The following is a 19,912-nucleotide window of genomic DNA, read 5'->3' as shown; positions in this document are numbered from 1 at the left end:
TCCAGCCGTATGTAAAGCGATCGCATCAAAATATCCCTCTACAACAATGGCTTGATCCTGTTTACTAATCGCATTTTTCGCTTTATCTAACGCAAATAAAGTCTTACCTTTATCAAATAATTCAGTTTCAGGAGAATTGAGATATTTAGGTAGTTCATCCCCTAAACTTCGACCTCCAAATCCAATCACTCGCCCTTGACTATCCTGAATTGGAATCATTAATCGATCCCTAAAGCGATCATAATAGCCATTCCCCGTTTTTCGAGGTACAATTAACCCCGCTTGTTCCACTAATTCTGCTGGAAAATGTTTCTGTTCAACGAGATAATCATATAAGGTTTCCCATCCTTGGGGGGCATATCCTAGCTGAAAATATTGAATCGTTTCTTCTTTTAAATGACGTTTTAATTTTAAATAATCTAAGGCTTGCTGTCCTTCTGCTTGTCTTAAAGCGTGTTGATAAAAACCCGTTGCGATCGCTAAAATTTCATATAATTGTTCTCGTAAAGAAATCTGCTTTTGTAATTCCTGACGTTGTTCAGGTTCTAAGGTTTTTACTGGAATTTGATAGCGTTTTGCTAACTCTAAAACCACATCACTAAAAGAACGTTTCTCTAAATCCATGATGAATTTCATGGCATTTCCCGCCGCCCCACATCCAAAACAATAAAACATTTGTTTCGTGGGACTAACTGTAAAACTAGGGGTTTTTTCTTCATGAAAGGGACACAACCCCACAAAATCTTTCCCCCGTCGTTTCAAGACCACTTTCTCGGAAACGACATCATAAATATCAGCACGTTCTTTAACGTCCTCTATGGTATCGGGATGAATTCGGGGAGTTAGCATTGGAGATGAGATTAAACTTGTAAATCTTTATTTTGCCATAAAATACCCTGGATAATCTCTTTATGAGGCTGTATTGTACAGCTATCAGTGTTAATCTTTATGGTTTTTATTTTAACTATCAGATCTGTTGCTATCATGCTTTATCTGTTTCTATTATGTTTATAAGATCCATTAAACACCTATATTTTCAAGACTCCAATCTTCAAACCTCAACCCAGGAACTCGTTCAAAATCCTGTCGATTTCGTGTTACTAAAATTCCATTTTTAGAAATTACAGTTGCAGCAATGCGTAAATCTCTTGTACCAATTCTAACTTTTTGACGGACTAACTCTATATAGCAATTGTAAGCATCCTGATCAAAATCTAAGACTTGAATTGTTTGAAAGAACTTTAATCCATCCTGTAAACCTTTATAACCCCAAATTAATCGATTAGATTGAGAAGATTGCTGGATTGCATTTAACCATCCTTTTACTTGTTCTTCTACTGTAATAATATTAACAGTAATGGCGTTAGGATCAGTTTTAATAACACGCTGTATAACTACAGGATGCTGATTTTGAAAAAGTGTAATATGATCTGTATCTAGTACCCACAAACTCACTTTATTTCCTCCTTTGCTTCAAGCTGAAAATAATATTCTTTCATTTCAGCATCAAGTTGATCTCGATCTGCTTTTATATAATTTTGTACTTCATCAAAAAGTGGGTTATCTTTATACATTCCTGCAAATTTCATCCAAGGATGTTCCGATTTGGGGAGAGGAATTTCTAACTGCACAATTTCACTTTGTTTCAGCATAGCATTAACTTGTTCTAATAATTGTTCTAGTGCTGCTTCTCGACTTGAACCTTTAGCTTTACAATCTAAACCTAATACTGTTACTATATATTCCTCATTCTGTTGTTGAATTAACACAGGATAAGTCAAGTTGGCAATAGATGGAGATGACGATTGAATTAAGTTGACAGTCATAGAACTATCCTTTTTTAATATAATTCAGTCTTATTATACACTATTTGAAGTTATAAAAACGGTTTTAGTTACTGGAGTAACTTGGCTTTTAGCTCAGAAATTAGCGTTGAGATTGCATTCTTTAGGTCAGGATATTACCGTTTTATAACGTAAGTGAATAAGGAGCGATCGCTTACAAAAATCAGGTTTCAATAGTATGGAAAATCAGAAATTTCCCACACCCGATGTCCAGTAATAGCATTAACCTTCACTGAATAATCGGTATCGCTTCCAATAAAGAATGATTTTCCCAACTCCTAAAGGGTTGAATTTGGGTTTCTTCATCCAGAACAGCCACCACTCGATCATAGATTTCTTGGGCGTGTTGAGGAGAATTCCCAATACAAGTTAACCCTAATTTTCCATAACGAGACAAACATCCCATTAAATGAAAAACGGTTCCTGTTTCCGTACTATTATCAAAATGTAATTCATGATTAACAATAATATCCATTAAATCATTAGGTAATAATCCTTGATACCGTTCACTTTGTAAATTATCAGAAGCGATATAAAATTTAGGACGAGATTGTTGATTATAAAATAGTCCAGTTTGTAAATCATATCGCCCATTTGTTAATAACTTTAACGTCATAAACGGATGGGTGGTTCCGCCTCGACGTAAATTGATTTCTATGGCTTGTAAATCCCAGTGAGAACTATTAGGTTGATTCACGGCAATAAAATCCACACTAAAGCGTTCTAAAGCCCCTTTTTCTGCTAAATTTTGACCAATTTTTTCTCCCATTTCTTGCAATTGTAAACGATAGGGTTGTTGAGCCGGAAACCGACAGCCCAGGAACACTTGACCATCAGGGCCACTTAAAATTTGATCATGGGTAGAAAGAACCACAACCTTTCCTGTGGGAAAAATTTCACACTGAACACTGGGAGATTCTTTAACTTCCCCTTCAATAAAAGCTTCGACAATGGCTCCTAATTCTGAAATGCGATCGCTAAAGGTTTCCCACGTTTCAGCCGGAGCTTGAAACCGTAAATTACACCAAGATTTTTTGAGAGTTTTTTCTCGTTCATGGCGGGTTAAATCTTGGAAGGGTCTTAAATCTAATAACGCATTTCCTTCTCCAGAAAATCCTTGATTAAGTTTAATCACCATCCGTTTTAAACTCGGTTGACGATCCCATAATTCTAGGGCTGCTTCTGTTAAATCGTCAACATTCCCAACCAATGGACTACCATCGGGATGTGGAATTCCTGCTTCAGCAAAAATTTGCCGACTTCCACTTTTAGTTCCCCAATAATTTAAGTCAGGATCAACTCCAAATAACGGAATATCTAATTGAACGGATAATTCCCGTTCTAAGGGAGTGGAATTAAAACAAACCATGTAAGATTTATTCGGTCTTAAAACTTGATGAATTCGGGCAATTAAACGGGGTCGTTCTAAGATTTTTTGGGTTAAAGGTTTGGGGGAGGTATCATAGGTCGAAAAGAGAAGTAAACGATCCCGAACGTGGCTGAGGGGAATTCCGGGCATTAAGTGTAAATAATAATCAATAACGGTGGGATGAACGGGTTGAGAAGAAACATAAATCAACCGCATTCGAGGGTTTCGTAACCGAATTAAAGAAAAGAGTAATCGTTCTTCATATTGATGGGAACCCTGAATTTTTTCTAACTGATGGTTATCTAAACTCAGGGACGGGATGACAACGACATCTTGATCTTTTAATTCCTGATCACTTGAGGTTTGAAATCGTTGGCGAAGTTGTATTTGTAATTCTCGAAACCGTTGAACGGTGTTTTCATCAGAGTAATACCATTTAGCCATAACCCTAACCTGTTGAACCCGATATTATTATCTTAGTTCAGGGGATCAACGAGATAGAGGTTTCGAGAGAAATTGCAAAATTTTGTTACTTGAGTTCCCAGAGTTGGGTTTGTTGATCAACAGGTTCTAGTTCATAGTTTTTTGTGATGATAGTTTGGCGTAATTCTTGAGAAGGGTTGAGAGCAAAAATTTTTGGCCCGACGGGAAGTAATAATAGATTCGGTTGAGCATTAACCATCCAAAGTTTGATCTTAGGATTCAATTGATAACTTAAAGCAATAATATTTCCTAAATTTGTATCATCAAGCCCTTGATCTACGATCAGAGTCGCGGAGGGATATTGATTCAAATAGCGATAAATTTTAGGAATTTCCTGACTAGGAGCTTGATACCACCCGCTTTCAGAATTGGCACTGACACTAATAGAAATAATACTCAAGGTCAACACCGTTGCTAATAATCCTCGCCAAAGGATTTCGCCATCGATTAAAGAAATTTTATTATTCTGAATGTGAGTAGAAAATAGATAAGCAACTGCTAATTGAATTGCCGGAAAACTGGGAATTAAAAACGACGCTACCCCTGATTGTTCTCCACCTAAAAGTACATCGGGTAAGGCTAAGATTAAAAAAGGAATGATAAAAGATATCCAAATAAACAGCCGAATGGGTTGATAGGTTTGTAGGCTAATTTGATAAAGTGCCGCCCCAATTATTACCACAAAGGGAAGTCTAAGTAAGTTGCTTTGAATACTGTTTACATTAAAATTCATATCAACAAATAAAGCTGTAAAATTCCGTATCCACAAGTGACTTAATTGCAGTAAAGTGATAGGATTTTCTGACAATTTTGTAGTTGCTATAACTTGTTGCAAATTATTAATTAAAATTATTAACCAGGGACTAAACGCAATAATAGAGATCGCAATGGCTGCTAAAAATTCAAACAATAAAATAGAAACCGGGAACTTTTTTTGGCGGGAAAATGATGAAGGAGGTTGAATACTCAGCAATAAAATATAAGCTCCATGACCGATTATCGTTAATCCGAATAAAAGATGAGTATACAATCCTAAAATACAAACTAAACTATATCCGCCCCAAAATAAAGGATGTCGCCAATGAATGGCTTTCAGTAAACAATAACTACTCGCAATTACCATTAAGGTGAATAAACTATAAGGTCGAGCAGTTTGAGCAAATACAATGTCAAGGGGAGATAAAGCTAGAAAGGCTGTAGCTAGTAAAGCGGTTTGGGAAGATTGAAAGAGTTCCCAAGCCAAGAGATACATTAACGGTAAAGAAATTAAACTAATTAAAACAGGTAATAGACGAAATGCTAGAATAGAATGACCCCCTAAAAACATCCAAGCTCTTGCTAATAAAAAGTACAATGGAGACAGTTGAGGTGCTTCTGTTGCTAAAGAATTAAGGGTATCTAAAGGGGTACTTCCGGGTTTAACTTGTTGATATTTCAGCAGATCAACCGAGGAAACAATGCGATTTTGATAGAATTCTTGGGTAAATTCTTTTGTTGTATATCCCGATACTCGTAATGTGGTATAAACTTCATCATACCCATAAACTTTTCCATCTAAAGCTACAAACCGAAAAGCAACACCAACAACAATGGCAAGAATTAAAAATAAAGGTAGAATCTGAAGGCGAATTTTCTTTAAAATTTTTTGGGGATGGAACATAACGTCCGTTAAATTAAGTTTAATATTTTTATAGGAGGGAACAGGGAATAGGGAATTACGAATTACGAATTACGAATTACAAATGTGGGACAGGGAAGAGGGAACACCGAACACCGAACACCGAACAGTAAGAATTGAAAGGGTTTCAGGATTCAAAAATGTTCTAACCGTAATGCGTATCACTATAGTGCTTTTGATTAAAAAAAGCAGGGAATTTCCCTGCCTAAATTTGGCTCAAATTCTAAACAATATTAAACAATAGATGAGTTAGGTTTTCCTAAAACTAGGCTCTAACTCATCTCGGTTCAACATTCAACCTTAGTACAGAGAAGTAGAAGGTTTGTGAACAATAAAGCTTAACACTTGGCACTGTTTCACGTTATCAAAACCCATGACGCGAATAAAAGATTTGGAATATTCTTGGCGGCAAGCTTGGATTTCGTTTAACACTTCTTGGGGGGTAGAAGCACCGAACAGAGGTAACTTCCACATTGTCCAATAGTGTTGGGTGGGCTCAGAAGATTCGCTGAATTCCACACCAGGGATATATCCTTGATCCAAAATATATTGGATTTGCTTGACGATTTGAGCATCGGTCAAGGGGGGGAGATAGGATAACGTTTCAAAACGACGTTCTTTTGGTAATGTCCGCATTGTTGTTTCTGAAATTCAATCCACTAAAGGTTTACACGCAATGGCAATTAATCTTTTACTCACCGAGGATCGGCATTCGGTTCCGAGTCGGTTTGTAATTCTGTCTCTGGGTTAGGTTCAATACTACTCAGTTGCGTCATTCGTTCTAAATACTGACGGCGATAATCCATATTGGCTTTTTGAATATTGTCACGAACCATTTCCGGTAAATAATCAGCGACTTCCTCCACCAGATGGTCTCGTACCGTCATAATGCGAAAAGCCATTTCCTGATTTTCTTGAAGCATTTCCTGTAGATAAGCTTCTCCGTCCTGAATTTTACCCGTTGAGGAAAATCCACTCAGCCAAATTGCTTGTCCAGGGTTCGTTTCCCGTAGTTGATTCGTAATAATCCTAACAGCCTGATAGGTCAGGTAGCTTGCCAGCACCTTTGATGTTTCTTTCGCAACTTGTTTGATATCCATAGGCTGACCTAACCCTCTTGATTGTGGATTTAGATTTTAGATTTTGGATTGAGTTGTAACCACAACTGACTTGATTTGTCAAGCTTGACCCAAAATCCAAAATCCTGAATCTCCAATCAATTAGACGGTATCCATCGACTCGAACTCAAACTTAATTTCTTTCCAGAGTTCGCAAGCCACAGCCAGTTCAGGAGACCATTTGCAAGCTTCGCGGATGACGTCGCCGCCTTCACGGAACAAGTTACGGCCTTCGTTACGAGCTTGGATACAAGCTTCCAGAGCCACACGGTTCGCGGTTGCACCCGGAGCATTACCCCAGGGGTGTCCGAGGGTTCCACCACCGAACTGTAAGCAAGAGTCATCGCCGAAGATTTCCACCAGGGCGGGCATATGCCAAACGTGAATCCCACCGGAGGCAACGGGCATAACCCCAGGCATAGAAGCCCAATCTTGGGTAAAGTAAATCCCACGAGCCCGATCGACTTCAACGTGATCTTCACGCATTAAGTCAACGAAGCCCATGGTGATGCCTTTTTCACCTTCGAGTTTACCCACAACGGTACCGGAGTGCAGGTGGTCTCCACCGGACATCCGTAAGCATTTGGCTAACACGCGGAAGTGAATCCCGTGATTTTTCTGACGGTCGATAACGGCGTGCATGGCACGGTGGATGTGGAGCAGAACACCATTGCTACGGCACCATTTGGCTAAACTGGTGTTAGCGGTGAAACCACCCGTCAGGAAGTCGTGCATGATGATGGGGGTTTTGATTTCTTTGGCGAATTCAGCCCGCTCCATCATTTCTTCAGAGGTGGGGGCGGTCACGTTTAAGTAGTGGCCTTTGATTTCCCCGGTTTCAGCTTGGGCTTTTTCGATGGCTTCTTGAACAAACAGGAAGCGATCGCGCCAGCGCATGAAAGGCTGAGAGTTGATGTTTTCGTCGTCTTTGGTGAAGTCTAAACCACCGCGTAAGCACTCATAAACGGCGCGGCCATAGTTTTTGGCAGACAGACCGAGTTTGGGCTTAATGGTACAGCCGAGCAGAGGACGACCATATTTGTTTAATTTATCGCGCTCAACGGTAATCCCGTGAGGAGGCCCTTGGAAGGTTTTCAGGTAAGCAATGGGAATCCGTAAGTCTTCTAAACGCAGGGCGCGCAGAGCTTTGAACCCGAAAACGTTACCGACTAAAGAGGTCAGTAAGTTGGTGACAGAACCTTCTTCAAACAGATCCAGAGGATAGGCGATATAGCAAATATATTGATTATCTTCACCCGGAACTGCTTCGATGTCATAACAACGACCTTTATAACGATCGAGGTCAGTCAGTAAGTCTGTCCATACGGTTGTCCAGGTTCCGGTCGAGGATTCAGCCGCAACGGCAGCACCCGCTTCTTCCGGGGGAACTCCAGGTTGAGGCGTGACGCGGAAGGCAGCCAGAACATCTGTATCTTTAGGTGTATAGTCGGGCGTGTAATAGGTCAGTTTATAGTCCCGCACCCCAGCCTGATAGCCGGATTTGGACTTGGTTTGTGTTTGAGAGTAAGACATATCTCCCTTATATCTCCCTTAGAAGGAATCGCTTATTTTATGCGCTGATTGGCAATTGATTAAAATAGTATCAAGAAATGAGTCATTGCAACCTTGAATCTTTTTAATATTTTCATAACATTTGTTTATATTTCTTTGGATATTGCCATATTCTTTTCAGATTCCAGTATTTTTTTAGTTTCTTTACCACTAAAATGACACTTTTTATATTAAGTGTTATTAAATTAATTGTGTCAACTCGAATAAGTGATTTTACTTAAACTTTTCATGGGTTGAGGCTGCATAGTTGAAGCCTTCTGTCAAGCCCAACATCATGATCCCCGATTTTGAGTCTCAAGGTTTCTCAAGGTAGAACATCACAGAAGTATTTCCCGGTTGACTCCAGAATTTTAACGACAGTCTCCTCTGACTTGCCAGTCTGTAGCGTGATCTTTTTCCTCTGTTCAAATTCAGACCCGTCCCTAACGGCTAGTTTCGGCTTTCTTGAGTCTGAAGCCATCAGTCCCCTGCTGGATTAATAGTATATTATCTATAGTAAATTAAATAATAATTGATTTTAGTCTATTGTAAAAAAACTGGGTTTTGCGTAGAACTCTTCGTTAAGATTGTTGTTATCCCTGTTAGCCATTCCCCATTCCCCATTACCCATTACTCATTCCTAATTCGTAATTCGTAATTCGTAATTACCCATTGTGAAGTCACCCACCATCCACTGTATTAATCCCGAATGTTCCCATCCCTCCCATCAACCTTGGGGGAATAAATTTTGTCAAAGTTGTGGTGCACCGCTACAACTCAACCAACGTTATATCCCCCTCCATCATTTAGGAAGTGGCGGCTTTTCCCGACTGTATACCGTTTGGGATCTCAAAACCGAAACCGAAAAAGTCCTGAAAGTCCTGGTTGAACCTTCTCCGAAAGCCTTAGAACTGTTTGAACAAGAAGCGGCAGTTTTATCGCAGTTACGTCATCCTGGGGTTCCCAGAGTCGAAGCCGACGGCTATTTTTATTTAAAAAAGCGTAATGCAACGGAAGGCCATCTTCCCTGTTTGGTGATGGAAAAAATTCATGGCCCAACGTTACAGGAAATTTTGAACCAATATCCCCAAGGGTGTCCCGAAGACTGGGTAATGAGTTGGTTATCCCAAACCCTGGATATTTTACGGGAATTACATCGTTATCAGATTATTCATCGAGACATTAAACCTTCAAACTTAATGTTACGCATGACCCCCCAACTTCCCTGGAGTCATGCTCAAATTTCCCAAACCCAACTGGTGATGATTGACTTTGGCGGGGCGAAACAAATTGGCCCCAAGGTGCATGGAGATCGTGAAACCACGCCCCGCAGTACCACTCGCCTTGTTTCCGCTGGATATAGTCCCCCAGAACAAGTGATGGGGTCAATGGTGGGGCCCGCAACGGATTTTTATGCCTTGGGGCGAACTTGTATTCATTTATTAACAGGTCAATTTCCAGGGGAATTAGAAGATGGGTTAACTATGGAATTGCATTGGCGACAAAAAGCACAGGTGAGTCCTGGGTTTGCTCATTTATTAGATCGCATGGTTCAACTTGATCCCCGTCAACGACCCCAAAGTGCAACGGAAATTCAAACGGACATTTTCAGAATTATTCGACAGAAAAAACATCCTCGACGGATGATGTCGTCTCACCAACGGTTTGTTGATCTTTTAAAAACCACTTTAATTCAATGGGATCGCGGGTTAATTTCAATCGTTTTGGGGGTGGGAAAATTAACCCTACATTGTGTTCGAGGACTGATAGAAACCAGTTGGGAAATGACATTAGGAGTGATTGGAGCTATGATTGGAACGGTGATTGGGTCAATGTTCGTTTACTTCTCTGGGTTAGGAGAAACCATTACGACTGTATTAGCCCAAGAATTACCGCAAATTTTACCCAATGTTCCCCTAACTTTAGGTGCGGAAGTGTTAGTTTGGGGATTAGCTGGATTAGGAACAGGAATTGGTTTAACCGATGCCGGAGGGTTTGATCAATATCGCCGTTATGGGTTAGCTGGAATCATGGGAATATTAGGTTATATTGTGGGGGGAGCTAGTGCAGAATTGATCAATCGTTTAGGAAATTTAGGGCTACAAGGACATGAATTAGAGCTTCTTAATCAAGTTCCTTTCGGAATTGCAGCAGCATTAGTAACGTTAGGTTTAGGTTTACGCCGTGAGCAATTATTTCAAGGAATTTGTGTTTTATTAACGGTTACAACCTTATTTTTTGGGTTGAATCAATTTGATTTTTTTACCTCTGAAATGTTACAGTTTCCTACCCAAATGCAACAGCCGGATTTACCTCAATTTGGGTATAGTTTAGGTTTCATGGCGTTACTCAGTGGTACAACAGCTTTTTCCTTGGGAATCACTCACTATTTTATCCTTCCCGTGTTTCGCTGGTTCATAAGAATTACGAATTAGGAATTAGGAATTACGAATTACAATTCTTAATTGTCAATCGTTTCAGTATATACAATTCTGTATTGTTTCAATAAATTAAGATTCGTAACTCTTGATTTCCATTCCTTGATTTGGTTTTTTATATTTAAACAAAACCAGGATAAAATGTTATGACAGAAGATACTTTTAAAGTACGGAAAATGACCCAAGAAGATCTAAAACTAGCCTTAAGTTGGGCAGCGGCTGAAGGTTGGAATCCGGGTCTTGATGATTTCAATAATTTTTATAGTGCTGATCCCGGTGGCTTTTTAATGGGGGAATTAAACGGTGAACCCATTAGTTGTATTTCTGTTGTTCGATACAATCCTAATTTTAATTTTATTGGGATTTATATTGTTAAACCCGAATATCGTCATCAAGGATTTGGGTTCAAAACTTGGCAAGCCGCTTTTAACTTAATCCCCGGACAGAATGCCACTTTAGATGCCGTTTTAGAACAAGTAAACACTTATCAGAAATTCGGATTTAAACCGTTTCATTCCCATCTGCGGTATCAAGGGATAATTTCAGGAACCCTTGCTCAGGATTTAGTCGATTTAAAAACAATTAATTTAGAAAAAATTTGTGATTATGATCGTCGATATTTTCCAGGTGAACGTTCTAATTTTCTTCAACAGTGGATTCATCAACCTGATGCACAAGGGTATGGAATTCTAAAGGGTGATCAATTAGTGGGTTATGGTGTGATTAGAAAAGCAACGGATGGTTATAAAATTGCTCCTTTATTTGCCGAAAATGAAGAGATTGCAGAAAAGCTGTTTCTGGGTTTAGCTTGTTATGCAAATGGAGATTCAATTTATATGGATGTTCCGAATATTAATGCTCAAGCTATTTCTCTAGTTGAACGTTATCAAATGCAATCCATGTTTGAATGTGTTAGAATGTATACCGGAGATCCACCGAATCTCAACTGGAACAATATTTTTGCAGTTACAAGTTTAGAAATCGGTTAAACTTTTAAGAGATATAAATTAATTGCTATTTACGGATAACTAATTTAGGGCAGGAAAACCCCACTCCTACGGATAACTAATTATGCCTGTTACAACCCAACAATTAACTCAATGGAAACAACAAGGACGACGCATTACCGTGTTGACCGCCTATGAATATGCGATCGCTCAATTGCTAGATCAAGCTGGAATTGATATTGTTTTAGTGGGAGATTCTCTGGCAATGGTTGGGTTAGGATATGACACGACTTTACCCTTAACCTTAGAGGAAATCATTCATCATGCTAAAGCTGTGCGACGAGGCGTAAAACAAGCGTTATTAATTGTAGATTTACCCTTTTTAACTTATCAAGAAAGTCCCCAACAGGCGATTCATTCGGCGGGACGAATTCTCAAAGAAACAGGTGCTCAAGGAGTTAAACTTGAAGGCGGATATCCAGCTATGGCGGAAACCGTGAGTCAGTTAGTTCAAGTTGGAATTCCGGTCATGGGTCATGTCGGTTTAACGCCGCAGTCGGTTCATCAATTTGGAGGTTATCGCAAACAAGGTAAAACATCCGATGAAGCGGAACGTATTCTTTCAGAAGCGATCGCATTAGAAGAAGCCGGAGCTTTTAGTATAGTATTAGAACATATTCCTTCTGATTTAGCTCAACAAATTACCCAAAAATTAACCATACCCACCATTGGAATTGGTGCAGGGGCTAATTGTGATGGTCAAGTCTTAGTGACTTCAGATATTTTGGGTTTATCCGCTTGGCAACCGCCGTTTGCCAAAACCTACGCTAATTTACAACAAACCATTACCCAAGCCGTTCAACAGTTTTGTCATGAAGTTCAGGAGGGTAAATTCCCCCCTAGAAACTAATTTTTAGGGTAGAGACATCCTCTAAAACATCTCTACAAGGCAAAGAATTTAACCTTCGCCACCTTCGCCACCTTCGCCATCCTCTGGAGACGCTTCCGGGCTAGAAGTTGCTTCTGGGCTAGAAGTCGCTTCTGGGCTAGATGTGGCGGCGGGGCTAGATGTGGCGGCGGGGCTGGATGTCGCTTCTGGGGCGGGTGAGGTAGCTGGAGTACCTCCTTCTTGGTTAGCTGTCCCACAAGCTCCTAAAGTAGCAGCTAAACCAACACCGAGAAATAATTGAATGGTTTTGGATTTCATTTTGACACTCCTTGACTACACCGATAAAAATTAAGGTAAGATTAAGCCGTCTTTTACTATAGCGTCAAGGTCACTCATTTGCACAGAGTCTTCCTCAAGGTTTCTATCAAACAAACTCGAAGACAGGTAGCTCAAGGGCGATAGGTTGTTTCAGGTTAAGCTATTATATATGCTGTTTTCAATTGATAATCTTTTAACATCAGAAGAATTAAATTTTTTTATTGATCGTTTCCTGCAAGCTGCGTTTATTGATGGCAAAACAACCGCAGGTTGGCACGCCAAACTCGTTAAAAATAATCAACAACTGGATAAAACAACACCATTAGCGCAAGAGTTACGGGAACAAGTACAGTCTATTCTCAAAAAAAATGCCTTATTTCAAAGTGCCGTTTTACCGAAAATTATTCATTCAATTTTAGGAAGTCGCTATGATGTGGGAATGTCCTATGGAACCCATACAGATAATGCTTTAATGGGAGATCAAGAATTTTGGCGGGCGGATGTATCTTTTACTTTATTTTTAAGTGAGCCTGAAACTTATAGCGGCGGAGAATTAGTCATTGAAAATAGTGATGAAGAACGCAGCTATAAATTAACAGCAGGTTCAATAATTGTTTATCCCTCTACAACGTTACATCGGGTAGAACCTGTCACTCAAGGGGTAAGATTAGCTATTGTAGGATGGGTTCAAAGTTTAGTTCGTGACCCTGCTAATCGAGAAATTTTATTTGATTTAGATACCACTCGTCGTTCTATTTTTGCAAAGGAAGGGAAAACGATTGAGTTTGATTTAGTGTCTAAAACCTATACCAATTTATTAAGAAGATGGGCAGAATAAACCCAAGGTTAAGGAATTTTATAATTCTATTATTCTTGGGAGTCAGGACGCTCCCACTACCAGAATTTAATGATTTTCCCCTCATCTATTAGGTTTGTGAATCTCCTAATTCTAAATCTACTGACATGAAACAGCCAGAAGTATTATCCCTGTTCCCTGTTCCCTTTTGAGTAGAAATTTTCAACACAACTCAAATAGGATTGCTATATACATTCTGCTAATATGGCTAACCCTTGAGGGTCGGGAGTAAAATGTGTTAGGGGAGTCATAAGCTGTTCAGTCTTTAGTTATGATAACGTCGGGGAATTTCATGAGTGAGGAAATCATAAGCCATTTCTGTATTAGGAAAAATGGCTCTCGCTTCCTTTAATAAATCGTCTAAAACAATTGAATTACCAGGAGCATAACGGGGGCTAAAATGGGTCATAATCAGTTGTTTAACTCCCGCCGATAACGCTACCTGTGCCGCCATGGTTGACGTTGAATGTAATCGTTGAAAAGCCATTTCTGCATCTTGATGAGCAAAAGTAGCTTCATGAACTAAAACATCTGCATCTTGAGCTAATTCCACTGCTCCATCACAAAATACCGTATCGGTACAATAAACAAATTTACGACCGATTTGAGGTTCTCCACATAATTCGCTTCCTCGAACCATACGACCATCGGGAAGAGTAACGGTTTTTCCTTGTTTGAGTTGAGCATAAATTGGCCCTGGAGGAATTCCTAATTGTTGAGCTTTTTCCACATCAAATCGTCCGGGTTTATCCTTTTCAATAATGCGATAACCCAAGGCGGTGACTCGATGTTTTAAATAACCACAAACCACTTGATATTCTTCATCTTCAAAGATCATTCCCGGTTGAATTGTATGAACTTTAACCGGGTAAGAAAAATGGGTTTGGGAATAACGAACACAAGCTTGTAAATAATCGGATAATCCGGCTGGGCCATAAATATCAATACGTTTGGCATTTCCTGCTAACCCACAACTAGCTAATAATCCGGTTAATCCAAAAATATGATCTCCGTGTAAATGAGTAATAAAAATTCGACTAATTTGGCTAACTTTTAAATCACTACGGAGGAATTGATGTTGCGTTCCTTCTCCACAGTCAAACAGCCAAATTTCAGCCCGTTGCGGTAAACGTAGCGCGATACTGGAAACATTACGTGCTCGCGTTGGAACACCAGAGCTAGTCCCTAAAAAAGTAATGTGCATTGACCCGTTATTAATAACCAAAACTTAATTAATTTTTATAGTTTTAAGTTTACCACAAAATTGCCATTAAACTCCAATAATGAATCGAACTGCGGTTAAAAATGAAAGTTATCAAAGAATTTTAGAACAATATCAACCTATCAATTGACAGGAATACACCCCGGTTTTGGTTTCTGTCTCCTCCGCATCCGGAAGCAGAACCAAACGATAGAAGAAAGAACTCAGATAGGTGGTACTAAGACAGGGTAGAAATTATGGAACTAAATCCGGTTACTGGTTTTGGTGTGACAGCACCGACAACAATTGAGGTTTCTTCTGAAAGTTTACGCTCTTTGGTTCGTCAAATTGAAGGGGAATTATATTGTAGTGAAGTCTATAATATTGCCTTAAAAAGTTTACAAAAAATGTTAGGTCAAGCCGCAAGTAAAGCTGAAATTGTGATTAAAGCGGTGGGGCGCGAAGCCATTCAATTGGCTTTAAAACAAATTGCTAAACAGGAATCAGCAATAATTTGTACAACGGAACCTGTTACGCGGAGTGAACCGATTTCTGTCACCGCTATTTCCTCAGATGCTCCTTCTGTTTCATCTGTCAATGAACAAGTTAAAAAGCCGGAATCTTCTGCTAATAAAGTTCAAATTTCAGTGGTTTCTCCCCTGGGGTTTATAGCGGAATCTCAACCTGAGAATATTACTTCTGAAGATTCAGAAGAAACTGCGAGTTTATCGGATAATTCCGCCAAAGTTAAAACTAAACCTCTAACTCAAGCGGAAATTAACCATAATATTCATCAACAGCAAAAAGTTTATTTACAAGAAATTGGGCAAGAATTACGAAAAGCTAGAGAATCCTATCATCTAACGTTACAACAAATGCACTATTTTACCTTAGTTCCTTTGCACCATTTAGAAGCTTTAGAACAGGGACAACTTGAACGTTTACCGGAAGATATTTATATTCGTGGGTTTATTTGTCGGGTTGCCAATGCGTTAGGATTAGAAGGGGGAAAACTAGCGGCATCTTTTCCTTGTTTAGAATTTAGTGCTCATCTGGGACAGTCTACGGTTAAAGCGGATATCAATTCAGAATTTTATCTGAATTCAGCCCATTTATATTTAGGTTATGTGGCGATTTTAGCAAGTTCTATGGGAGGAATTGCTTGGTTATCGCAACAAACTGTTCCTGATGTAACGCTTCCGCCTGATATTCAGAATTTATTAGAACAAAAATCACCCCAATCCCATCGTCAAGATTCATCTACTCCGATTCCTGGGAGACAATTAGACCAGAATCAGATTCAGATTGGGTTAGATTTTTCTCCACCTGAAATGATGGATAATGTGATCGCTTCTTCCTAATTTATTTTACCTTAAATTTTCTCAAAAATCACAGATAAATTATTAGCAGGCATGGGGATGACTTGGACTAGGCGTAAATTTTCTAAGGTGGCTATCTCAACCACTGATTCTAACTCTCTAACTCCCCATTCTGGGTTAGAAAGTCGTAGAGAAGTATCAAAGGCTTCATTACTGGGTGCGGTATGTTTTCCTTGCTGTTTATAAGCGCCATATAAATATAAAATTCCCCCGGATGGCAAAATTCGATTTGCACCTGTCATTAATCCTAAACAAGCTGACCAAGGGGAAATATGAATCATATTAATATTAACAATAGCGGTAATGGGGAATTCTTTCAAGGAAAAGGGTAATTTTAAATCAGGATTTTCAACGCTCCAGCTTGATTTTTCGACATCTAATTCTAAAGGGGGAAATAAATTATTACAGGGACAATCAGTTTGCCAAGCTAAAATACTTTCTCGTAAAATCGGGTTAACTTCTGAAGGGAGCCATTTTCTGGGTTGCAATTGAGGAGCAAAAAATACAGCGTGTTGTCCTGTCCCACTGGCAATTTCTAAGATTGTTCCTGTCGCTGGAAGTACCTGTTTTAAAACGTCTAAAATCGGTTGTTGGTTGCGTTCTGTAGCAGGAGCATATTGGCGAGAATCGGAAGAATTATTCATCGGTTTGATTCAGATAATAATCGCTGACCAATCTAATATCTATTTGATAATTTTAGGTTCACTCACGGATAGAGTTAAACGGTTTAAAGATAAGGTTAAACCTGGTTTTTCTAAGCCTAAATTTGCAAAAGGACTTTCAGTGGGGATCTTGAACTGACTATTAATTAAGCTTAAATTAGACTTGAAATTTGCTTGAAATTTTAACACATCTGAGTCTAAAATTCCAAAACTGGGAAGACTTAAACTTAGAGGAAAACTCCATCTTTTAGGTTGATAATTCAAAGAATACAATAATTTTGATTCTTGATAAACCTTGACAGAATGGCCATTTTCCCATTCAAAAGTTGCTAATTCTTTAGGTAATCCCCAGATTTCTCGTCCTCCAGCCACAGAATCAGGATGATCAACATAAATATGAGAAATCCAACCTCCCCACTGGTTTCCATAACGAACCAAGGCTGGACTGACAATTAATTCATGATATTCTAAGGTTGAACCCGATTCATAGGAAGCGAGATAAAATCCTCCGATTGTTTTTCCAAAACCCACTGAAATAATTTGAAATTGGGGAAGAATTAACGGACGAACGGAATCAATCTCTATGAGTTGAAGAGTTTGTAACGCATGACCTTTGAGAGTCCAGGGGGGAGGGGGATAAGACATAAAAAATGGGGGATTATTGAAGTAGAATATTCTTCTTAGTTTACCATTGAGGATCAGATTCGACAAAAGCAGTCACAATATCAGCCGGGACTGGTTTAAGAAAGAAATATCCTTGAGCATATTCACAACCCAAATCCCGCAATTGTGCCAATTGAGAAGCAGTTTCTACTCCTTCAGCCACAACATCTTTATTTAACGCATGAGCTAACCGAATAATGGTACGGACAATGGCTAAGTTTTCTCCTTCTCCATCGGTTTCCATTTGTCCGACAAAAGATCGATTAATTTTAATGGTATCAATAGGAAATCGCGGTAAATAACTTAATAAATCTCATCCAATAGCATGAGGTTGATGTTCCTGAAGTTTGGCAAAAACCTCGGCACAAAAAGGGTGACAATTAAACTGGTTAATACCGCAGGGGATAATCCCACTGAGGCAGATAAAAGATTTCCTTTACCCCTGAGCATCATTGACAGACGATGGCCTGCCTTGACCCAAGATTTGAGAAAGCTGATTGTTTGAGACACCATGAATTCAAGGTAAAATACAAGAAGAAACAGGTTTAAGTAAATTCCCTTTCTGGGTATAATTTACGGGAAATCTTTTCTATCACTGGAAATTTTGGGTTCGGTGTATTCTTAATAAAGCTCACCTTTTCCGTTCACACCCTAATTCCTCCCTATTTTAATTTCCTTTGGAACAAGTTCTCAATTCTGTGATTACATTGAAGGCGAATCCGTGCTGCTATGACTAATTCACTTCCGATTCCTGTAATTGTTAATGGTGCTGGTGGAAAAATGGGCCGCGAAGTCGTCAAAGCGGTGGCGGCTTCCCCCGATATGACCTTGTTGGGGGCAATTGATCATAACCCAGCTTATCTGGATCAAGATGCGGGAACTTTAGCGGGAATTGACCCCCTGGAAGTTCCGATTATGAATGACCGCGAAGGACTCTTAGCCATGGCAGCCCAGGAAAAACAACCGGGTGTGATGGTGGATTTTACCCATCCTGATTCGGTTTATGAGAATATTCGCGCCGCCATTGCCTATGGAGTGCGTCCGGTGGTGGGAACCACTGGGTTAAATCCGACTCAAATTCAAGAGTTAGCAGAATTTGCAGATAAAGCTAGTCTGGGGTGTTTATTGATTCCTAATTTCTCGATTGGCATGGTGTTATTACAACAAGCCGCCATTGCTGCTTCTCGCTATTTTGATCACGTTGAAATTATTGAATTACATCATAATCAAAAAGCAGATGCTCCCAGTGGTACGGCGGTACAAACGGCACAATTATTAGCAGAATTAGGAAAAACCTATAACGTTCCTTTAGTTGAAGAAACCGAAAAATTAACGGGTGCTAGAGGTGCTCAAGCTGAAGAAGGTATTCGGATTCATAGTGTCCGTTTACCCGGTTTAATTGCTCATCAAGAAGTGATTTTTGGCGCACCCGGTCAAATTTATACCCTCCGTCATGATACCAGCGATCGCTCTTGTTATATGCCCGGAGTTCTATTAGCAATTCGCAAGGTGGTTCAACTTAAAACCTTTGTGTATGGGTTAGAAAAAATCTTATAATGGGCAATAGGGAATAGGCAATGGGCAATCAGGTAAGAGGCGAAGATATAAAATCTTTAGTCAACAAAGCTCCCCTAGAGAACTAGAACGGTTATGGCTCTTATGATCAAGATCGAAAGATAAATCTCTATAGCCTATTCCCTTAAATCAATGATTAGAACACTTGAAAAATAAATGATCATTAGCCATTACCTATTCATCATTCTCCATTCGTAATTCGTCATTAAACAAAAATGCTGGTTCCTATCACTCGTCAAACTTTTGAAGATTTAATTCCAGCCGTTGCTACGGGTGAACAGTATAAATATTGTTGGGGAAAACCGAGGGATTTTTTAAAGCGCCTGTTAGTTTCTGCGGTTTGTTTAGCGGTTTGGATTTTTCTGGAATATAACGTTGAAGGAGATGCCCTGAAAATATTAGTGTTAATTACGGGAATTATCTCTTGTTTATATTGGTTATGGATGCCTGTTTGGGAAGCGAGTTGGCGCAATGCCAAATATCGAAAATATCCCTATGCGGGTTTTTTACAGGGAGAAGTGATTGATTTTTATATTAGTGAAGCAGTTACAGAACAGCAGGAATCGGTGAATAAACGAGGCGAACTGATTATTATTGAAAATTTAGAACGGCGAATTAATGTTGAAGTGGGAGATGAAAACGGTTTTGCAACCTTAGTTCAAGCCCCCTTAAATCGCAATCATAAACGCCTGCGTCGAGGTCAAGTTGTCCAAATGATTGTGATGTCTTATTTAGATGATTTAAGCGAAATTAATGAAGTTTCTGATATCTATATTCCCAGTCAAAATCTTTGGGTAAGTGACTATCCTTATGTCCGCCGAGATATTTTTCAAGAAATTAGTCGTCGTTTCCAATCTCGTCGTTCCCCGAAAAAACCTTCTCCTTCCCCGAAAACTTCCGCTATTGAACGCTATGACCCTACAAATCGTTATCGTCAAGTT

At 39.4% G+C, this 19,912-nt stretch carries 19 protein-coding genes and 1 pseudogene; 7 read left to right on the top strand and 13 right to left on the bottom strand.

Annotation, left to right across the window (positions count from 1 at the left end; translation table 11 throughout):
* The 8 genes from dnaG to ACKPEB_RS03835 form a co-directional block, all read right to left on the bottom strand.
* A partial coding sequence (dnaG, locus tag ACKPEB_RS03870) for a DNA primase (protein WP_408963480.1) occupies positions 1-849 on the bottom strand: 849 nt, incomplete at its 3' end.
* 171 nt (positions 850-1,020) lie between these two features.
* The gene (locus tag ACKPEB_RS03865) at positions 1,021-1,455 is read right to left on the bottom strand and encodes a type II toxin-antitoxin system VapC family toxin (protein WP_408963479.1); all 435 of its coding nucleotides are present in this window, start codon (positions 1,453-1,455) and stop codon (positions 1,021-1,023) included.
* Complete coding sequence (locus ACKPEB_RS03860; RefSeq protein WP_408963478.1) at positions 1,452-1,826, bottom strand: type II toxin-antitoxin system HicB family antitoxin; 375 nt, start codon at positions 1,824-1,826, stop codon at positions 1,452-1,454. Before ACKPEB_RS03860 ends, ACKPEB_RS03865 begins: the two co-directional genes overlap by 4 nt.
* 247 nt (positions 1,827-2,073) lie before the next feature.
* Complete coding sequence (locus tag ACKPEB_RS03855) at positions 2,074-3,657, bottom strand: peptide ligase PGM1-related protein (RefSeq protein ID WP_408963477.1); 1,584 nt, start codon at positions 3,655-3,657, stop codon at positions 2,074-2,076.
* A gap of 85 nt (positions 3,658-3,742) precedes the next feature.
* Positions 3,743-5,356, bottom strand: a complete 1,614-nt coding sequence (locus ACKPEB_RS03850) for a glycosyltransferase family 39 protein (RefSeq protein WP_408963476.1) — start codon at positions 5,354-5,356, stop codon at positions 3,743-3,745.
* Positions 5,357-5,674: 318 nt separating this feature from the next.
* Complete coding sequence (locus tag ACKPEB_RS03845; protein ID WP_408963475.1) at positions 5,675-6,010, bottom strand: ribulose bisphosphate carboxylase small subunit; 336 nt, start codon at positions 6,008-6,010, stop codon at positions 5,675-5,677.
* A 59-nt stretch (positions 6,011-6,069) separates the two neighbouring features.
* A complete protein-coding gene (gene rcbX / locus ACKPEB_RS03840) occupies positions 6,070-6,474 on the bottom strand; it encodes a RuBisCO chaperone RbcX (protein WP_408963474.1) in 405 nt (134 codons plus the stop codon).
* A gap of 120 nt (positions 6,475-6,594) precedes the next feature.
* Positions 6,595-8,025, bottom strand: coding sequence for a form I ribulose bisphosphate carboxylase large subunit (locus ACKPEB_RS03835; RefSeq protein WP_408963473.1), 1,431 nt, complete (start codon positions 8,023-8,025; stop codon positions 6,595-6,597).
* A 692-nt stretch (positions 8,026-8,717) separates the two neighbouring features.
* Between ACKPEB_RS03835 and ACKPEB_RS03830 the strand changes: the two genes are divergently transcribed.
* The 3 genes from ACKPEB_RS03830 (at position 8,718) to panB (ending at position 12,338) form a co-directional block, all read left to right on the top strand.
* Complete coding sequence (locus ACKPEB_RS03830) at positions 8,718-10,478, top strand: protein kinase domain-containing protein (RefSeq protein WP_408963472.1); 1,761 nt, start codon at positions 8,718-8,720, stop codon at positions 10,476-10,478.
* A gap of 149 nt (positions 10,479-10,627) precedes the next feature.
* The gene (locus ACKPEB_RS03825) at positions 10,628-11,470 is read left to right on the top strand and encodes a GNAT family N-acetyltransferase (RefSeq protein WP_408963471.1); all 843 of its coding nucleotides are present in this window, start codon (positions 10,628-10,630) and stop codon (positions 11,468-11,470) included.
* A gap of 82 nt (positions 11,471-11,552) precedes the next feature.
* Entirely contained in the window at positions 11,553-12,338 is a 786-nt protein-coding gene (panB, locus tag ACKPEB_RS03820; protein WP_408963470.1) for a 3-methyl-2-oxobutanoate hydroxymethyltransferase, read from the top strand.
* A 48-nt stretch (positions 12,339-12,386) separates the two neighbouring features.
* Here panB and ACKPEB_RS03815 read toward each other — a convergent pair whose 3' ends face one another.
* Positions 12,387-12,635 (bottom strand): serine protease, encoded by a 249-nt coding sequence (locus ACKPEB_RS03815; protein WP_408963469.1) that lies wholly within the window; start codon positions 12,633-12,635, stop codon positions 12,387-12,389.
* Positions 12,636-12,804: 169 nt separating this feature from the next.
* Between ACKPEB_RS03815 and ACKPEB_RS03810 the strand changes: the two genes are divergently transcribed.
* The gene (locus ACKPEB_RS03810; protein WP_408963468.1) at positions 12,805-13,473 is read left to right on the top strand and encodes a Fe2+-dependent dioxygenase; all 669 of its coding nucleotides are present in this window, start codon (positions 12,805-12,807) and stop codon (positions 13,471-13,473) included.
* Positions 13,474-13,756: 283 nt separating this feature from the next.
* Here ACKPEB_RS03810 and ACKPEB_RS03805 read toward each other — a convergent pair whose 3' ends face one another.
* Positions 13,757-14,695 carry a ribonuclease Z gene (locus tag ACKPEB_RS03805; protein ID WP_408963467.1) on the bottom strand — a complete coding sequence of 313 codons (939 nt, stop codon included), beginning with the start codon at positions 14,693-14,695 and terminating at the stop codon, positions 13,757-13,759.
* Between the two features lie 254 nt (positions 14,696-14,949).
* Here ACKPEB_RS03805 and ACKPEB_RS03800 point away from each other — a divergent pair, with 254 nt between their 5' ends.
* On the top strand, positions 14,950-16,053 hold the full coding sequence (locus tag ACKPEB_RS03800; protein WP_408963466.1) for a helix-turn-helix domain-containing protein: 1,104 nt from the start codon (positions 14,950-14,952) through the stop codon (positions 16,051-16,053).
* Positions 16,054-16,064: 11 nt separating this feature from the next.
* Here the strand turns inward: ACKPEB_RS03800 and ACKPEB_RS03795 are convergent, their stop codons facing one another.
* The 3 genes and pseudogenes from ACKPEB_RS03795 to ACKPEB_RS03785 all read right to left on the bottom strand — a co-directional run.
* Complete coding sequence (locus ACKPEB_RS03795) at positions 16,065-16,715, bottom strand: DUF938 domain-containing protein (protein WP_408963465.1); 651 nt, start codon at positions 16,713-16,715, stop codon at positions 16,065-16,067.
* 39 nt (positions 16,716-16,754) lie between these two features.
* Positions 16,755-17,378 carry an acetoacetate decarboxylase family protein gene (locus tag ACKPEB_RS03790; protein ID WP_408963464.1) on the bottom strand — a complete coding sequence of 208 codons (624 nt, stop codon included), beginning with the start codon at positions 17,376-17,378 and terminating at the stop codon, positions 16,755-16,757.
* 40 nt (positions 17,379-17,418) lie between these two features.
* Positions 17,419-17,703, bottom strand: a pseudogene (locus tag ACKPEB_RS03785) (EAL domain-containing protein); the annotation flags it as partial.
* Positions 17,704-18,125: 422 nt separating this feature from the next.
* Between ACKPEB_RS03785 and dapB the strand changes: the two are divergent.
* Together dapB and ACKPEB_RS03775 are read left to right on the top strand one after the other, a co-directional pair.
* Complete coding sequence (dapB, locus tag ACKPEB_RS03780) at positions 18,126-18,953, top strand: 4-hydroxy-tetrahydrodipicolinate reductase (protein WP_408963463.1); 828 nt, start codon at positions 18,126-18,128, stop codon at positions 18,951-18,953.
* A 233-nt stretch (positions 18,954-19,186) separates the two neighbouring features.
* A partial coding sequence (locus ACKPEB_RS03775) for a phosphate ABC transporter permease (RefSeq protein WP_408963462.1) occupies positions 19,187-19,912 on the top strand: 726 nt, incomplete at its 3' end.

Origin of the sequence: Planktothrix sp., assembly GCF_046067725.1 — a bacterium.
In the GTDB taxonomy this organism is placed as follows: Bacteria; Cyanobacteriota; Cyanobacteriia; order Cyanobacteriales; family Microcoleaceae; genus Planktothrix.
Note: the sequence above shows the minus strand (reverse complement) of the source record. Positions and strands in the feature narration are given on the sequence as shown.

What these genes read in the sequence shown, in the direction of transcription:
- ACKPEB_RS03795 (WP_408963465.1), bottom strand. Translation starts at nt 16,715, where the DNA reads ATGAATAATTCTTCCGATTCTCGCCAATATGCTCCTGCTACAGAACGC.
- ACKPEB_RS03825 (WP_408963471.1), top strand. Translation starts at nt 10,628, where the DNA reads ATGACAGAAGATACTTTTAAAGTACGGAAAATGACCCAAGAAGATCTA.
- ACKPEB_RS03805 (WP_408963467.1), bottom strand. Translation starts at nt 14,695, where the DNA reads ATGCACATTACTTTTTTAGGGACTAGCTCTGGTGTTCCAACGCGAGCA.
- panB (WP_408963470.1), top strand. Translation starts at nt 11,553, where the DNA reads ATGCCTGTTACAACCCAACAATTAACTCAATGGAAACAACAAGGACGA.
- dapB (WP_408963463.1), top strand. Translation starts at nt 18,126, where the DNA reads ATGACTAATTCACTTCCGATTCCTGTAATTGTTAATGGTGCTGGTGGA.
- ACKPEB_RS03850 (WP_408963476.1), bottom strand. Translation starts at nt 5,356, where the DNA reads ATGTTCCATCCCCAAAAAATTTTAAAGAAAATTCGCCTTCAGATTCTA.
- ACKPEB_RS03855 (WP_408963477.1), bottom strand. Translation starts at nt 3,657, where the DNA reads ATGGCTAAATGGTATTACTCTGATGAAAACACCGTTCAACGGTTTCGA.
- ACKPEB_RS03800 (WP_408963466.1), top strand. Translation starts at nt 14,950, where the DNA reads ATGGAACTAAATCCGGTTACTGGTTTTGGTGTGACAGCACCGACAACA.
- rcbX (WP_408963474.1), bottom strand. Translation starts at nt 6,474, where the DNA reads ATGGATATCAAACAAGTTGCGAAAGAAACATCAAAGGTGCTGGCAAGC.
- ACKPEB_RS03860 (WP_408963478.1), bottom strand. Translation starts at nt 1,826, where the DNA reads ATGACTGTCAACTTAATTCAATCGTCATCTCCATCTATTGCCAACTTG.
- ACKPEB_RS03810 (WP_408963468.1), top strand. Translation starts at nt 12,805, where the DNA reads ATGCTGTTTTCAATTGATAATCTTTTAACATCAGAAGAATTAAATTTT.
- ACKPEB_RS03835 (WP_408963473.1), bottom strand. Translation starts at nt 8,025, where the DNA reads ATGTCTTACTCTCAAACACAAACCAAGTCCAAATCCGGCTATCAGGCT.
- ACKPEB_RS03845 (WP_408963475.1), bottom strand. Translation starts at nt 6,010, where the DNA reads ATGCGGACATTACCAAAAGAACGTCGTTTTGAAACGTTATCCTATCTC.
- ACKPEB_RS03815 (WP_408963469.1), bottom strand. Translation starts at nt 12,635, where the DNA reads ATGAAATCCAAAACCATTCAATTATTTCTCGGTGTTGGTTTAGCTGCT.
- ACKPEB_RS03790 (WP_408963464.1), bottom strand. Translation starts at nt 17,378, where the DNA reads ATGTCTTATCCCCCTCCCCCCTGGACTCTCAAAGGTCATGCGTTACAA.